The organism is Thermomonas sp. S9 (genome assembly GCF_024704365.1).
Classification (GTDB): Bacteria; Pseudomonadota; Gammaproteobacteria; order Xanthomonadales; family Xanthomonadaceae; genus Thermomonas.
The window spans coordinates 1,060,935-1,075,814 of sequence record NZ_JAJDFY010000001.1; the positions used below are offsets into that span (position 1 = coordinate 1,060,935).

At 70.0% G+C, this 14,880-nt stretch carries 8 protein-coding genes and 8 pseudogenes; 9 read left to right on the forward strand and 7 right to left on the reverse strand.

The annotated features are described in order from the left end of the window. Positions 1-2: 2 nt before the first annotated feature. The 7 genes and pseudogenes from LJB71_RS05250 to rpsB all read right to left on the reverse strand — a co-directional run bounded on the left by LJB71_RS05250 (position 3) and on the right by rpsB (position 6,590). Positions 3-857, reverse strand: a pseudogene (locus tag LJB71_RS05250) (phosphatidate cytidylyltransferase). After that, positions 854-1,606 carry a polyprenyl diphosphate synthase gene (uppS, locus tag LJB71_RS05255; RefSeq protein ID WP_259303359.1) on the reverse strand — a complete coding sequence of 251 codons (753 nt, stop codon included), beginning with the start codon at positions 1,604-1,606 and terminating at the stop codon, positions 854-856. The pseudogene LJB71_RS05250 and the gene uppS overlap by 4 nt, the downstream one beginning before the upstream one ends. A gap of 71 nt (positions 1,607-1,677) precedes the next feature. Beyond that, a pseudogene (gene frr / locus LJB71_RS05260) lies at positions 1,678-2,197 on the reverse strand (ribosome recycling factor). A 127-nt stretch (positions 2,198-2,324) separates the two neighbouring features. After that, a pseudogene (pyrH, locus tag LJB71_RS05265) lies at positions 2,325-3,046 on the reverse strand (UMP kinase). A gap of 81 nt (positions 3,047-3,127) precedes the next feature. Further along, positions 3,128-4,618, reverse strand: coding sequence for a GGDEF domain-containing protein (locus LJB71_RS05270; protein WP_259303360.1), 1,491 nt, complete (start codon positions 4,616-4,618; stop codon positions 3,128-3,130). Positions 4,619-4,748: 130 nt separating this feature from the next. Continuing rightward, on the reverse strand, positions 4,749-5,618 hold the full coding sequence (gene tsf, locus LJB71_RS05275) for a translation elongation factor Ts (RefSeq protein WP_259304743.1): 870 nt from the start codon (positions 5,616-5,618) through the stop codon (positions 4,749-4,751). 189 nt (positions 5,619-5,807) lie between these two features. Further along, positions 5,808-6,590: a 30S ribosomal protein S2 gene (gene rpsB / locus LJB71_RS05280; protein WP_259303361.1), complete on the reverse strand. Its 783-nt coding sequence runs from the start codon at positions 6,588-6,590 to the stop codon at positions 5,808-5,810. A gap of 251 nt (positions 6,591-6,841) precedes the next feature. Here rpsB and map point away from each other — a divergent pair, with 251 nt between their 5' ends. The 9 genes and pseudogenes from map to dapE all read left to right on the forward strand — a co-directional run bounded on the left by map (position 6,842) and on the right by dapE (position 14,757). Next, positions 6,842-7,618 (forward strand): type I methionyl aminopeptidase, encoded by a 777-nt coding sequence (map, locus tag LJB71_RS05285; RefSeq protein WP_259303362.1) that lies wholly within the window; start codon positions 6,842-6,844, stop codon positions 7,616-7,618. Positions 7,619-7,620: 2 nt separating this feature from the next. Then, positions 7,621-10,206: pseudogene (glnD, locus tag LJB71_RS05295) on the forward strand ([protein-PII] uridylyltransferase). A 32-nt stretch (positions 10,207-10,238) separates the two neighbouring features. Next, positions 10,239-11,052: pseudogene (dapD, locus tag LJB71_RS05305) on the forward strand (2,3,4,5-tetrahydropyridine-2,6-dicarboxylate N-succinyltransferase); the annotation flags it as partial. 234 nt (positions 11,053-11,286) lie between these two features. Further along, positions 11,287-11,415, forward strand: a pseudogene (locus LJB71_RS14630) (CocE/NonD family hydrolase); the annotation flags it as partial. Positions 11,416-11,528: 113 nt separating this feature from the next. Then, positions 11,529-11,693 (forward strand): annotated as a pseudogene (locus LJB71_RS05315) (CocE/NonD family hydrolase); the annotation flags it as partial. Between the two features lie 169 nt (positions 11,694-11,862). After that, positions 11,863-13,056 carry a CocE/NonD family hydrolase gene (locus tag LJB71_RS05320; RefSeq protein ID WP_259303365.1) on the forward strand — a complete coding sequence of 398 codons (1,194 nt, stop codon included), beginning with the start codon at positions 11,863-11,865 and terminating at the stop codon, positions 13,054-13,056. Then, positions 13,032-13,391: a Spx/MgsR family RNA polymerase-binding regulatory protein gene (locus LJB71_RS05325; protein ID WP_259303366.1), complete on the forward strand. Its 360-nt coding sequence runs from the start codon at positions 13,032-13,034 to the stop codon at positions 13,389-13,391. Before LJB71_RS05320 ends, LJB71_RS05325 begins: the two co-directional genes overlap by 25 nt. After that, positions 13,391-13,633, forward strand: coding sequence for a hypothetical protein (locus LJB71_RS05330; protein WP_259303367.1), 243 nt, complete (start codon positions 13,391-13,393; stop codon positions 13,631-13,633). Before LJB71_RS05325 ends, LJB71_RS05330 begins: the two co-directional genes overlap by 1 nt. Then, positions 13,626-14,757 (forward strand): annotated as a pseudogene (dapE, locus tag LJB71_RS05335) (succinyl-diaminopimelate desuccinylase). The gene LJB71_RS05330 and the pseudogene dapE overlap by 8 nt, the downstream one beginning before the upstream one ends. Positions 14,758-14,880 lie beyond the last annotated feature (123 nt).

The following is a 14,880-nucleotide window of genomic DNA, read 5'->3' on the forward strand; positions in this document are numbered from 1 at the left end:
TTTCAGAACCCCAGCCAGAGCTTGCCCAACGCGAACACCGGCAAGGCCGCCAGCACGCTGTCCACCCGGTCCAGCACGCCGCCGTGGCCGGGAATCAGGGTGCCGGAATCCTTCAGTCCGGCGTGCCGCTTGAGCAGGCTCTCGAACAGATCGCCCGCCACCGCGAACAGCACGGTGAGCGCGGCGACCAGCGCGATCCCCGGCAACTGCGCGGCGCGCGCGCCGAGCACCAGCGCGCCCAGCACCGCCGCCAACATGGCCAGTGCCACGCCGCCGACCACGCCTTCCCAGGTCTTGTTCGGGCTGATCCGCGGCGCCAGCCGGCGCCCGCCGAACCACTGCCCGCCGTAGCGGCGGCCGGTAAAGTAGGCGCCGGTATCGGCCGCCCACACCAGCAGGAGTGCCAGCAGCAGTCCAGCGATGGCCATTGGGCTGGCTGGCGTGGATCAGGGCCAGCGCGCACCAGGCCGGCACGATTGCCGCGGTGCCGGCAGCCAGCTTGAGCATCCGCGCATTGCCGTCGTGGCGGGCGGCGAAGTCGTAGTGGCGCGGCCACAGCAGGGCCAGCAGCTCACCAGGCCACGCCCAGCACCACCGCGACCTGGAACAGCGGCAGTGCGCCGGCGTGCTGCGAGCGCGAGCCCCACACCAGCGTGACCATCAGCGCCAGGTTGCAGGCCAGCAGGATGCTGCGCGCCAGGGTGTCCTCCACCTCGGCCAGCCGCAGCTCATTCCCACAGCGCAAGGAGAAAGACCACCGCGCTGGGCAGCATCAGCCAGCCGGTCGGCAGCAGCAGGACGGCGCCGATGGCGACCGGCGCCATGGTCAGGGCGGCGAGGACTCGGGTTCGGGTCAAGAGGTTCTCCCGCTGCTGGGGCGGCGCACCTGGTCGCTGATCAGGCCGAAGCGGCGCTCGCGGCTGGCATAGTCGGCCAGCGCGCGATCCAGCACTGCGGCGTCGATGTCGGGCCACAGGGTATCGGTGAACCACAGTTCGGTGTAGGCCAGCTGCCACAGCAGGAAGTTGCTGATGCGCAGCTCGCCGCCGGTGCGGATGAACAGGTCCGGCGCGGGCAGATCGGCCAGCGCCACGCGCGCGCCCAGCCGGTCTGCGTCGATCTGCTGCGGGCGCAGGCGCCCGGCGGCCACGTCCTCGGCCAGCGTGCGCGCCGCATGGGCGATGTCCTGGCGGCCGCCGTAGCTGGCGGCGATGGTCAGGGCCAGCCGTGCGTTGCCGGCGGTCAGCGTCTCGGCGGCCTGCATCCGTGCCTGCAGGGTCGCCTCGAAGCGTTCGCGCTCGCCGATGAAGCCCAGGCGCACGCCCAGCCGGTGCAGTTCGTCCACCTCGCGCTCCAGCGCGCCGAGGAACAGTTTCATCAGGCCGCCGACCTCCTCGGCCGGCCGCCCCCAGTTCTCGCTGGAGAAGGCAAACAGGGTCAGCGCCGCGATCCCGCGCTGCAGGCAGAACTCCACGCAGCGCTTGACCGCGCGCGCGCCGGCACGGTGCCCGACCAGGCGTGGGCGATGGCGCTGCTGCGCCCAGCGGCCATTGCCATCCATGATGATGGCCAGATGGCGGGGCACCGGGGCGGGCTGGGCGCTCACGTGGCGGGCACGGGCATGTGCGGCGAGGGCATTGGTGGCAAGGGCATCGGCGGGCGGTCCGGCGTGGCCGCTCAGACCGCCATCAGCTCGGCTTCCTTGGCCTTCACCACCTCGTCCACGTCCTTGATCGCCGCGTCGGTGATCTTCTGGATCTCGGCCTCGGTGCGCGCACTCGTCCTCGGTGATCTGCTTGTCTTTCAACAGCTCCTTCACCTGGTGGTTGGCGTCGCGGCGGATGTTGCGGATCGCCACCTTGGCGTCCTCGCCCTCGCCATGCACCACCTTGGTCAGGTCGCGGCGGCGCTCCTCGGTCAGCGCCGGCAGGTTCAGGCGGATGGTGGTGCCGGCGGTGTTCGGAGTCAGGCCGAGGTCGGAGGCGAGGATCGCCTTCTCCACTGCGCCCACCACGGTCTTGTCCCACGGCGTGATCACCAGCGAGCGGGCATCGGCCACCGCCACGCTGGCCACCTGCGACAGCGGCACTTCGCTGCCGTAGGCCACCACCTTGATGGAATCGACCAGCCCGGTGGAGGCGCGCCCGGTGCGCACCTTGACCAGGTTGTGGCGCAGCGCCTCGATGCTCTTGGCCATGCGGGCCTGGGCGTCCTTTTGATCTCGTTCAACATGGCGGCGTGGCTCCGTGAGGGGGGATGTCCTGCGAACCGGCGATTATATGGCGCGGCCCGGCGCGCTTGGGCGCCGCCGGCCGCGCCGGCGCTCAGGCGCGGGCGTGGACCAGGGTGCCCAGCGGCTCGCCGCGCAGGATCCGCAGCAGTACCCCGGGCTGGGCCATGTCGAAGATGCGCAGTGGCAGGCCGGCGTCGCGGCACAGCGCGAATGCGGCGGTATCCATCACCTGCAGGTTGCGGGCGATCACCTCGTCGTAGGTCAGATCGTCCAGCTTGACCGCGTCCGCGTGCCTGTTCGGGTCCTTGTCGTACACCCCGTCCACCTTGGTCGCCTTCAGCAGCAGGTCGGCGCCGATCTCGATCGCGCGCAGGGCGGCGCCGGAATCGGTGGTGAAGAACGGGTTGCCGGTGCCGGCGGCGAAGATGGTGATGCGGCCCTTCTCGAGGTGGCGCACGGCGCGGCGGCGGATGTAGTCCTCGCACACGTCGTTGATCTTGATCGCGCTCATCACCCGGCACTTGGCGCCCAGCTTCTCCAGCGCATCCTGCATCGCCAGCGCGTTGATCACGGTGGCCAGCATGCCCATGTGGTCGCCGGTGACCCGGTCCATGCCGTTGGCGGCCAGTCCCGCGCCGCGGAAGATGTTGCCGCCGCCGATCACCAGCGCGACTTCGGCGCCGGCCTCGCGCGCCTCGATCACCTCGCGCGCGATCCGGGTCAGCACCTTCGGGTCGATGCCGTAGTCCTCGTCCCCATCAGCGCCTCGCCCGAAAGCTTCAGCAGGATGCGGCGATGGGCGAGTTCGGACATGGCGGGCCTCGGGCGTTGGAAAAATCCCGGGGATTCTAGCGGAAAGCGCGCGCCGGGCCGCCGCCAGGCGCCGCGGCGGGTTCATCCGCGATGCAGATGCACGCGGTTGCGGCCGCCGCGCTTGGCCGCGTACAGCGCGCCGTCGGCGGCCTGCAGCATCGCCAGCACGCTGTCGAAGCGGGTATGGCCGCCGTTCTGCACGGCGACCCCGGCGGAGAAGGTGACGTGGATGGGCTGGCCTTCCACCACCGCCATCGGCCGCCGCGCCACCTCGGCCAGCAGGCGCTGCAGCACCACGACGGCGGCATCCTCGTCGGAATAGGGCAGCACCAGCAGGAACTCCTCGCCGCCATAGCGCGCCAGCAGGTCGCTGGCGCGCAGGCTGCCCTGCAGGCTGAGCGCGAACTGGCGCAGCACCTGGTCGCCTACCAGATGGCCGTGGCTGTCATTGATCTGCTTGAAGTCGTCGAGGTCGATCAGTGCCAGCGCCAGCGGCGAGTGGTGGCCGGCGATGGCGAACGCCCGATCCAGCGACTCCTCCATGTGCAGGCGATTGTGCACGCCGGTCAGCGGGTCGCGGCGCGATTGTTCGGTGAGCTGGCGCATGCGCTCCTCGACCGCGTGCGCCTCGTCGCGCGCCTGCGCCATCTCCTGGATCTGGCGCAGGTTGCGCAGGATGAGAAGTTCGCGCGCGTGTTCGCCGATCGAGCGCAGATGCGCCGGGTTGTCGATGTGCACGTCGAACACCGTGGCGATCTCGGGCACGGAGGCGGCGATCTCGGGCAGCAGCGCGTCCAGGCCGAGGCCGCCCTCGCCGGTGCAGGCGGCGACGCGTGCCTGCGCAAACTCGACCAGCGCGTCCGCCGGCCGTTCGCCTGCCAGCCACAGGTCGGCGATCGCGCCGGAGGCCTGCACGCAGCGCTGCAGCAGGTCCTGCGCGGGGCTCTCGTCCTCGCTGTGGGCGATGGCGTCCACCAGGTAGCCCGGCAGGCTCCAGCGCGCCGCCAGCCACGCGCCGATGCTGGCGTGGTCGCTGCCGTAGTGGGCGCGCTCCAGCGCCAGCAGCGCGTCGTTGCCGTTGGCCTTGGCGCTGAGCGCGGCATAGCCTTCGGTCAGCGCCTGCAGCAGCGCCAGCCGGCCCATGTCCTGCAGCAGGCCGGCCAGCATCAGGGTGTCGGTGCGGGTGACGCCCGCATGATGCCCGAGGCTGCGGGCTGCCAGCCCGGCCAGCACGCTGCGCCGCCAGAGGTGCTCTTGCAGCTCCGCGCTGCCATGGCGGCCGCGCAGGCCCTGCATCAGCAAGAATCCCAGCGCCAGGCTGAGGGTGGCGTTCACCCCCAGGGTGGTCATCGCCTGCGCCAGGGTACCGGCGCGGCGCCGGGTGGCGTACAGCGGTGAATTGGCCATCCGCAGCAGGCGCACGCTCAGGGCCGGATCCATACCCACGATGTGGGCCACGTCGGCCAGGGTCGCATTCGGATTCTGGGCAAGCTCGATGATCTGCAGCGCCACCCCGGGCGGTGAAGGCAGGTTGCGGCAGTGCAGCAGGGTGCTTTCGAGTTCGGGTCGCATCCGGCGGGTTGGCTTTAATCCTGAACGGCTAGTATGCGACGGCAACGCGAAAAGCGGGCATTGACGGCACGAAAAACCCGCCTTGCGGCGGGTTTTTCGTGACTGCGGCCAAAGTTTTCCGGCCAGGGAATCAGACCTGCATCGCCTTGGCGACTTCGGCCAGGTAGTCCTCCTGCACCTTCTCGATGCCTTCGCCGACCACCAGGCGCTGGAAGCCGACCACGTCGGCGCCGGCGGCCTTGACCACGGCCTCGACGGTCTTGTCGCCGTCCAGCACGTAGGGCTGGCCATACAGGGTGACCTCGTTGACGATCTTGTTGAGCTTGCCGCTGATGATCTTCTCGAGGATGTCGGCCGGCTTGGCCTTGTCCTTCTCGCTCATCTTGGCCAGCTCGATTTCCTTCTCCTTGGCCACGAACTCGGCCGGCACGTCGGCGGCCTTGTTGTAGGGCGGGTTCATCGCCGCCACGTGCATGGCCAGGCCGCGCGCCAGCTCGGCGTCGCCGCCGGCCAGTTCGACCAGCACGCCGATCTTGCCGCCGTGGACGTAGGCGGCCACGTGGTTGGCGGTGTCCATGCGCACCATGCGGCGCACCTGGATGTTCTCGCCCAGCTTGGCGACGGCGGCGGCGCGGGCGTCCTCGACGGTCTCGCCGGAGGCCAGCTTGGCGGCCTTCAGGGCTTCCACGTCGGCGCTGCCGGAGGTCAGCGCGGCCTGGGCCACGGCCTCGCACAGGGCGACGAAGTTGCTGTCCTTGGCCACGAAATCGGTCTCGGAGTTGACCTCGACCAGCACGGCCTTGCCGCCGTCCTGGGCCGCGGCGATGCGGCCTTCGGCGGCCACGCGGCTGGCCTTCTTGTCGGCCTTGGCCAGGCCAGACTTGCGCAGCCACTCGGCGGCGGCGTCGATGTCGCCGTTGTTTTCGGTGAGCGCCTTCTTGCACTCCATCATGCCGGCGCCGGTGCGCTCGCGCAGTTCCTTCACGAGGGAAGCGGTGATTTCAGCTCATTGGGGGTTACCTCCAGATGTTTGGAAACGCCATCCCCGCGCAAGCGGGGATCCAGCCGTTCGATCCCGTTCGATCCAATGGGCGCTGGCAAAACTGGATTCCCGCTGGCGCGGGAATGACGGACGAATGCAAATGCGGACGGCAGCCGCGCAGCATGGCGCGGCTGCATGACCGGGCGATTACTCGCCCTTCTTGCCGTTGCGGCGGGCCGGCTTGGCGGGTTCTTCATCCTCGACCGCGACGGCGAAATCCTCTTCGCGCACCACGGCCGCGTTCGGCGCGGCGGCCTTGCCTTCCAGCACCGCGTCGGCGGCGGCGCGGGCGTACAGCTGGACGGCGCGGATGGCGTCGTCGTTGCCCGGGATGGCGTAGTCCACCAGCGCCGGGTCGTAGTTGGTGTCCACCACCGCCACCACCGGGATACCCAGCTTCTTGGCTTCCTTGATGGCGATGTCCTCGTGGCCGATGTCGATCACGAACAGCGCGTCGGGCAGGCGGTTCATGTCCTTGATGCCGCCCAGGCTGGCTTCCAGCTTCTCGCGCTCGCGGCGCAGCGCCATCACTTCGTGCTTCACCAGCTTCTGGAAGGTGCCATCGGTCTCGGCGGCTTCCAGCTCCTTCAGGCGGGCGACCGACTTCTTCACGGTGGCGAAGTTGGTCAGGGTGCCGCCCAGCCAGCGCTGGGTCATGTACGGCATGCCGCAGCGCTCGGCTTCTTCCTTGATCGCCTCGCGCGCGCTGCGCTTGGTGCCGACGAACAGGACGATGCCGCGCTTCTGGGCCACGCCGCTGATGAAGTTCATCGCATCGTTGAACAGCGGGACGGTCTTCTCGAGATTGATGATGTGGATCTTGCCGCGGGCGCCGAAGATGTACGGGCCCATCTTGGGGTTCCAGTAGCGGGTCTGGTGGCCGAAGTGGACGCCGGCTTCCAGCATCTGGCGCATGGTGATCTGGGGCATTGCCAAAAACTCCGATGTGGTGGAATCCGCGCCGGGAAAGGGTGGCGCTGCGCCCTGCCGCACACGGCGGGCGCTGGATCCCGGGTTGGGCCTCCCCATCGTCACTGCTGCCGAACCCGCTCGCGCGGGCACCCCGGAGCAGGGGTTGCCGATGGGTGTGGATTCGCCGGTGACGCCCGGCGTGGCGGCTTTGCAGCCGGCGGAGTATAGGCCGCGGCGCGCGCTAGGGGCAAATGCGCGATAATCCCGCCATGAGCATCCATCTGAAGACCCCCGCCGAGATCGAGAAGATGCGCGAGGCCGGCCGCCTGGCCGCCGAAGTGCTGCAGGTGGTCGCCCCGTTCGTGAAGCCGGGCGTCACCACCGAGGAACTCGACCGCATCTGCTTTGATCACATCGTCAACGTGCAGGGCGCGATCCCGGCCAACGTGGGCTACCGCGGTTATCCCAAGACCGTGTGCACCTCGGTCAACAACGTCATCTGCCACGGCATCCCCAGCGAGGCCAAGGTCCTGAAGGACGGCGACATCGTCAACATCGACGTCACCGTCATCAAGGACGGCTGGCATGGCGACACCAGCCGCATGTACTTCGTGGGCACGCCCTCGGTGATGGCCAGGCGTCTGGTGGAGGCCACCCGCGAGGCGATGTTCCGCGGCATCCGCGCGGTGCGTCCGGGCGCGACCCTGGGCGATATCGGCCATGCGATCCAGGAATACGCCGAAGGCCAGCGCTTCAGCGTGGTGCGCGAGTACTGCGGCCACGGCATCGGCAAGGTCTACCACGACGACCCGCAGGTGCTGCATTACGGCCGTCCGGGCGAGGGCCTGGTGCTGCAGGAAGGCATGACCTTCACCATCGAGCCCATGATCAACGAGGGCAGCCGCCACACCCGCCTGCTGCCGGACGGCTGGACGGTGGTGACCAAGGACCGCAAGCTGTCGGCGCAGTGGGAACATACGGTGGCCGTCACCCGCGACGGGGTGGAGATCCTCACCCGGCTTCCGGGCGACGACAACGACCTGTGAATATGGCGGCGGTGGACGACGCCGGCTGGTCTTCCGCGGCCAAGGCCGTGCTGGCCCGCGCGGATGCCCGTCTGGCCCGCCGCTACGACGCCGGATTCCCCGCCGACCGCCTGGTGCTGCTGCGCGCGCGCGCGGTCGATGCGCAGGTACGCGCGACTTGGCGGCGCTGCTTTGCGGATGATGCGCCGCTGGCGCTGCTGGCAGTCGGCGGCTATGGGCGCGGCGAGCTGTTCCCCTATTCCGACATCGACCTGCTGGTGCTGGCCGAGCCCGACGCGCAGCGCGCGCATGAGGCGGATATCGCGCGGTTCTTCGCGCTGCTGTGGGATGCCGGGCTGGAGGCCAGCCATGCGGTGCGTTCACTGGCGCAGTGCACGCAAGCCGCGGCCGACCTGAGCGTGGTGACCGCATTGATGGAGGCGCGGCCGCTGCATGCCAATGCGGATGCCACCGTTGCACTGGCCGAGGCGATCGCGCCGGCGCGGGGTGTGGCCTGCGGATGCCTATTTCCAGGCCAAGCTCGAGGAGCTGAGGCAGCGTCATGCGCGCTTCGGCGATACCTCCGACAACCTCGAGCCGAACCTGAAGGACGGCCCGGGCGGCCTGCGCGACCTGCACATGCTGGGCTGGCTGGCCCGGCGCAGCTTCGGCGTGCATGCGCTGGACCGGCTGGTCGCGCTCGGCCGGCTGGGCTGGGACGAGGCGGCGGCGCTGGAGCGCGAGCGGCGCGCGCTGTGCCGGCTGCGCTACGGTCTGCATCTGGTCGCCGGGCGTCGCGAGGAGCGGCTGCGCTTCGATTACCAGAAGCTGCTGGCCGAGCGGCTGGGCTACGTGGACGACGGCAAGGCGCTGGCGGTCGAGCAGATGATGCAGGGCTTCTACCGCAGCGCCGCGGTGGTGCGCCGGATCGGCGACCGCCTGTTGCAGCGCTTCGAGGAGCATTTCGCCGGGGTCGCGGTGCCGGAGCCGATCGATGCGCACTTCGAGCGTCGTGGCGGCTACCTGGCGACGCGCGTCCCGGGCTGGCTGGGCCAGGACCCGGCGCACGTGTTCGCCCTGTTCGCGGCCTGGGCGGCCGATCCGGCCCTGCGCGGGCTGCATTCGCAGGCGGCGCGCGAGCTGGCGCAGGAGTTGCCGCAGATCCCTGCCTACGAAGGGGCTTCGCCGTCGCTGCGCGCCGCGTTCATGGCCCTGCTGCGCGGCCCGCAGCCGGTGCGCACGCTGGAGCGGATGGCGCGCGCGGGTGTGCTCGGGCGCTGGATCCCGGCGTTCCAGCGGGTGTCCGGGCGCATGCAGTTCGACCTGTTCCACGTGTTCACCGTGGACCAGCACACGCTGGCGGTGCTGCGCAACCTGGAGGGTTTCGCCAGTGGCCGGCCGGATCCGCGCTTTTCCACCGCCCACCAGGTCTGGCCGTCGCTGCGCAAGCCCGAGCTGCTGCTGCTGGCCGGGCTGTTCCACGACATCGGCAAGGGCCGCGGCGGCGATCATTCCGAACTCGGTGCGGTGGATGCGCGCGCCTTCTGTGAAGCACACGGTCTGTCCGAGATCGACACCGCGCTGGTGGAGTGGCTGGTGCGCAGGCATCTGCTGATGTCGGTGACCGCGCAGAAGCAGGACATTACCGACCCGGAGGTGATCCACCGTTTCGCCGTCGAGGTGGCGGATCGCCAGCGCCTGGATGCGCTGTACCTGTTGACCTGCGCCGACATCGCCGGCACCTCGCCCAAGCTCTGGAACAGCTGGAAGGACCGCTTGCTGGCCGACCTGCACGCGGCCACCCGGCTGGCGCTGCGGCGCGGGCTGGGGCAGCCGGTGGCGGTGGCGGAGCGGATCGCCGAGAACCGCGAGGCGGGCGCGCGCTGCTGCTGGCAGAGGGACACGACGAGGCGGTCATCCACGCGATGTTCGCGCGCATGCCGGAGGAAAACTTCCTGCGCAGCCGCGCCGACCAGATCGCCTGGCAGGCGAATGCGCTGCGCAGGGCCGCGCCCGGGCATCCGGTGGTGGCGGCGCGCGCGATGCCGGGCCGCGACGGCTGCGACGGACTGGACGTGCTGGTACACATGCCCGACCGCGATGGCCTGTTCGCCGCGATCGTCATCACCCTCGACCGCCTGGGCATGAGCGTGCTGCAGGCGCGCGCGCTGGACGGCCCGGACGGCACCATCTTCGATACCTTCCACGTGCTGCCGGCGGAGCAGCGGCAGGCACCGGAGCCGGCCTTGCTGGAGCAGGCGCTGACGCGCGCGCTGGCCGGCGACCTCGGCCGTCTGCGTCCGGCGCGGCGTCGCCAGCCGCAGCATCTGCGCCATTTCCGGGTAAAACCTCAGCTGGACTTCACCGACATGGCGCAGGGCACCCGCATCGAATTGATCTGCACCGACCGCCCCGGGCTGCTGGCCGATGTCGCCCATGTCCTGCGCGAACATGGCCTGCGCGTGCACGATGCGCGCATCGCCACCTTCGGCGAGCGCGCCGAGGACCTGCTGCTGGTCAGCGATGCCCACAATCACCCATTGCCGCCGGAGTGGCGTGATGCCCTGCGCGTCGCGCTGCTGGCCACCCTCGACGGAGACAAACGATGAGCCTGCCCGATACCGGCGCCCTGCACGCCATCCTCGACGACGCCTGGGAGCGGCGCGCCGGGCTGAGCGCCGACGAGATCGCCGCGCGTGTGCGCCCGGCGGTGGAGCAGGCCATCGCCGGCCTGGAGCGCGGCCAGCTGCGCGTGGCCGAGCCGGACGGCAGCGGCGGCTGGCGGGTCAACGAGTGGCTGAAGAAAGCGGTGCTGCTGTACTTCCGCACCCAGGACATGGCGGTGATCGACGCCATGCCCGCGCCGTTCTGGGACAAGGTGCCGGCGCGCTTCGCCGGTTTCGATGCGGCCGCGTTCCGCCAGCTGGGCGCGCGCGTGGTGCCGGGCGCGGTGGTGCGCGCGGGCAGCTCATATCGGCCGTGACGTAGTGCTGATGCCGAGTTTCGTCAACATCGGTGCCTACGTGGGCGAGGGGACGATGGTGGACACCTGGGCCACGGTCGGCAGCTGCGCGCAGATCGGCCAGGGCTGCCACCCTGTCCGGCGGGGGTGGGCATCGGCGGTGTGCTGGAACCGCTGCAGGCCAGCCCCACCATCATCGAGGACCACTGCTTCATCGGTGCGCGCTCCGAGGTGGTGGAGGGCGTCGTGGTCGGCCACCACAGCGTGATCGGCATGGGCGTGTTCCTCGGCCAGAGCACGCGCATCTACAACCGCATGACCGGCGAAATCAGCCTACGGCCGCGTGCCGCCCTGCAGCGTGGTGGTCTCCGGCGCGCTGCCGGCGGCGGACGGCAGCCATTCGCTGTACTGCGCGGTGATCGTCAAGCAGGTCGATGAAAAGACCCGCAGCAAGACCAGCGTGAATGAATTGCTGCGCGGGCTGGCGGATTGAGGCCGTGACCGTCGGCAGTGGCCGCCGCAGCCGGGCTGTGGCATACCGGCCGCCAGCATCCGCGGATCGAGGGGAATGGCAATGAAGAAGACGACCTTGCTCACGCTGGCCCTGACCGCTGCGGTCGCGGTGGCCGCGGCCCACGCCGGGCAAGATCTCGCGCGCTATGGCGACGATGGGCTGCGTGCGGAGTTGGCCGACATCGCGGATGCCGACATCGCCGTGCTGGTGCCGATGCGCGACGGCGTCGGGCTGTCCACCAATATCTGGCGGCCGAAGGGCGCCACCGGTCCGCTGCCCACCATCCTGTGGAAGACGCCGTACAACGAGCACGTGCCGCGCGGCAGCACCGCCCGCTTCGCGGTGGAGGCGGTGCGCAACGGTTATGCCTTCATCGTGCAGAACGAGCGCGGCCGCTACTTCAGCTTCAGGGCAAGTACGAGATCCTCGGCTACCCGCAGACCGACGGCTACGACATGCTCAGCTGGATTGCCAGGCAACCCTGGTCGAACGGCAAGGTCGGCACGCTGGGCTGCTCGTCGTCGGCCGAATGGCAGCTGGCGCTGGCGGCGATGAACCACCCGGCGCACGCGGCGATGGTGCCGATGGCGGCGGGCGCGGGCATCGGCAAGGTCGGCCCGTTCTGGGAGCAGGGCAACTTCTACACCGGCGGCGTGCCGCGCACCCTGTTCGCGGTGTGGATGTACGGCGTGGACAACCCGCTGCGCGCGCAGATCCCGGATTCCGTCACCGGCCCGCTGCGCGCGCGTATCGCCCAGGTACAACGACCTCGATGCGAAAAAGCCCGAGGTGGACTGGAAGAGGCACATCTGGCACCTGCCATACGCCAGCCTGCTGGCCTCGCTGGGCGAGCCGCCGGGCACGTTCGAGCAGCAGGTCGCGCGCACCCCGGGCGATCCGGCCTGGAAGCGCGGCGGCCTGTACGACGATTCGATGGGTTGGGGCGTGCCGGCGCTGTGGTTCAACAGCTGGTACGACGTGTCGATCGGCCCGAACATGGCGCTCTTCAACCACGCGCGCAGCGTCAACAGCGATCCTGAGGCCAGCGCCCACCAGTACGTGGTGGTGGGGCCGAACCCGCACTGCCAGTTCGCGCGCCTGGGCAAGGATTACAAGCTGGGCGACCGCGCGATGGGCGACGCCAGCTTCCCGGTGGACCAGCAGATCTGGGCCTTCTTCGACCGCTGGCTGAAGAACCAGCCCAAGGCCTTCCCGGACAGCACGCCACACGTGCGCTACTTCACCATGGGCGCCAACCGCTGGCAGTCCGGTGCGCAGTGGCCGCCGAAGGCGGCGCAGCCGGTGCGCATGTACCTGCGCTCGAACGGGTGCGCCAATTCGCTGGATGGCGACGGCGTGCTGAGCTTCGAGGCCCCGCGCGGCGCGGAGCCGGCCGACCGCTACCGCTACGACCCGGCCAACCCGGTGCCCACCATCGGCGGCGGCGACTGCTGCAACGGCGGGCTGGTGGTGCCCGGCGCGTTCGACCAGCGCCCGGTGGAGGCGCGCAATGACGTACTGGTGTACACCAGCGCGCCGCTGGAGCAGCCTATGGAAGTGACCGGCTTCGTGCAGCCGGTGCTGCACGTGGCCTCCAGCGCCAAGGACACCGATTTCGCGGTGAAGCTGGTGGACGTGGCGCCCGACGGCACCGCCTGGATCATCGGCGACACCATCCTGCGCGCGCGCTACCGCGACGGCTACCTCGAGCCGGAGCCGATGCAGCCCGGCCAGGTGTACGCGCTCAGGCCGACCCCGATCACCACCTCGATCCAGTTCGGCAAGGGCCACCGCATCCGGGTGGAAATCACCAGCTCCAACTTCCCCAAGTTCGCGCGCAACCTCAATACCGGCGGGCCGAACGAGACCGAGAGTACGATGCTGGTGGCGGACAACGCGGTGCATCATTCTGCCGCTGCGCCCAGCCTACCTCGAACTGCCGGTGGTGAGGCACTGACATGGCCGCGACCCTGTACGGACTGAGGACCTGCGACACCTGCAAGAAGGCGCTCAACTGGCTGAAGCGCTTCGACGTGCCGCACGCGTTCGTGGACTACCGCGAGCAGCCGCAGCCGCCGGAGACCCTGCTGGCATGGCGGGATGCGGTGGGCGGCTGGGATGCGCTCGTCAACAAGTCCTCCACCACCTGGCGCCAGCTGCCTGCCCACCGCAAGGCGCCGGGCAGCGACGCCGAATGGAAGCTGCTGCTGCGCGAATACCCGCAGCTGGTCCGGCGGCCGCTGGTGGTGCTGGACGACGGCACCATCGCGCAGGGTTTTTCCGACAACGGCTTCAAGAAGCTGTTCGGGGTCGGCTGATGGAGGCGCTGCGCATGCTCGCGGCGGGGATGTTGGGCGCCTGTGCGGGCCCAGTGGTGGGCTTTTCCCTGGCCCTGACCGGCGGCGAATGGCTGTTCGGCTGGCATGACAACATCGGCCCGGAGCTGCGGGTCGCCTTTTTCGGGGCGTTGATTGGCGCCGTGCTCGCGGCGGGTTGGCAACAGGCCCGCAACGAGAAGCGGCGTGAGCGCCCGGTGGCGGATGGAAGGCACCATGAGTGACGTTCTCGCACTGACCTGCGACCTCATCGCCCGGCCGTCGGTGACGCCGGAGGATGCCGGCTGCCAGGCATTGATCGCGCAGCGCCTGCAGGCCGCAGGCTTCGCCGTCGAACACCTGCGCTTCGGGGCGGTGGACAACCTCTGGGCCAGCCACGGCCGCGGCGGGCCGGTGCTGTTGCTCCTGGGCCACACCGACGTGGTGCCGCCCGGCCCGCGCGCGACCTGGGCCAGCGACCCGTTCGTGCCCGAAGTGCGCGACGGCCTGCTGTACGGGCGCGGCGCCGCCGACATGAAGGGCAGCGTGGCGGCGTTCGTGGTGGCGCTGGAGCGCTTCGTCGCCGCGCATCCGGCGCATCCGGGCACGGTGGCGCTGCTGTTGACCTCGGATGAAGAAGGCGAGGCCATCGACGGCGTTCGCAGGGTCGCGCAGGTGCTGCGCGCGCGCGGCCAGCGCATCGACTGGTGCATCACCGGTGAGCCTTCGTCGAAGGGAACGCTGGGCGACCTGCTGCGCGTCGGCCGGCGCGGCACGCTCTCGGCCACGCTGACCGTGCGCGGCATCCAGGGCCACGTGGCCTATCCGGAGAAGGCGCGCAACCCGATCCACCAGGCGCTGCCGGCGCTGGCGGAACTGGCCGCCCGGCGCTGGGACGACGGCTATGAATCGTTCCCGCCGACCAGCCTGCAGATCAGCAACGTGCATGCCGGCACCGGCGCCAACAACGTGATCCCGGGCGAGCTTTCGGCGCTGTTCAACCTGCGCTACAACCCGCGCTGGCGGGCGGAGCAGCTGGAAGCCGAGTGCGAGGCCGTGCTGCGCGCGCACGGGCTGGACTATGCCCTCCACTGGCACCGTGGCGGTGAGCCGTTCCATACCCCGGAAGGCCGCCTGCGCGAGATCGCGCGCGCGGTGCTCGCCGGGTTCGCCGGCCACCCGCCGGAGGAGAGCACCGGCGGCGGTACTTCGGACGCGCGCTTCATCGCCCCGCTGGGCGCGCAGTGCATCGAAATCGGCCCGGTCAACGCCAGCATTCACAAGGTGGACGAGCACGTGCGGGTTGCCGACCTCGAGCCGCCTGCCCGCGCTGTACGAGGCGCTGATGGAGCGGTTGCTGGGCAGTTGATTCGCCGCATGCGCGCATCGCGGCACCTCCGCTTGCGCCGCCGCGACGCCGCGTGCCATAGTCGGCCCATGCGCTTCACCCCCGCCACCAACGCCAATAATCGCAACCGCAACAATCTCGGCA

Coding starts and splice junctions, on each gene's coding strand:
- rpsB (WP_259303361.1), bottom strand. CDS start 6,590: ATGCCCCAGATCACCATGCGCCAGATGCTGGAAGCCGGCGTCCACTTC.
- LJB71_RS05270 (WP_259303360.1), bottom strand. CDS start 4,618: ATGCGACCCGAACTCGAAAGCACCCTGCTGCACTGCCGCAACCTGCCT.
- LJB71_RS05330 (WP_259303367.1), top strand. CDS start 13,391: ATGGAGGCGCTGCGCATGCTCGCGGCGGGGATGTTGGGCGCCTGTGCG.
- map (WP_259303362.1), top strand. CDS start 6,842: ATGAGCATCCATCTGAAGACCCCCGCCGAGATCGAGAAGATGCGCGAG.
- LJB71_RS05325 (WP_259303366.1), top strand. CDS start 13,032: ATGGCCGCGACCCTGTACGGACTGAGGACCTGCGACACCTGCAAGAAG.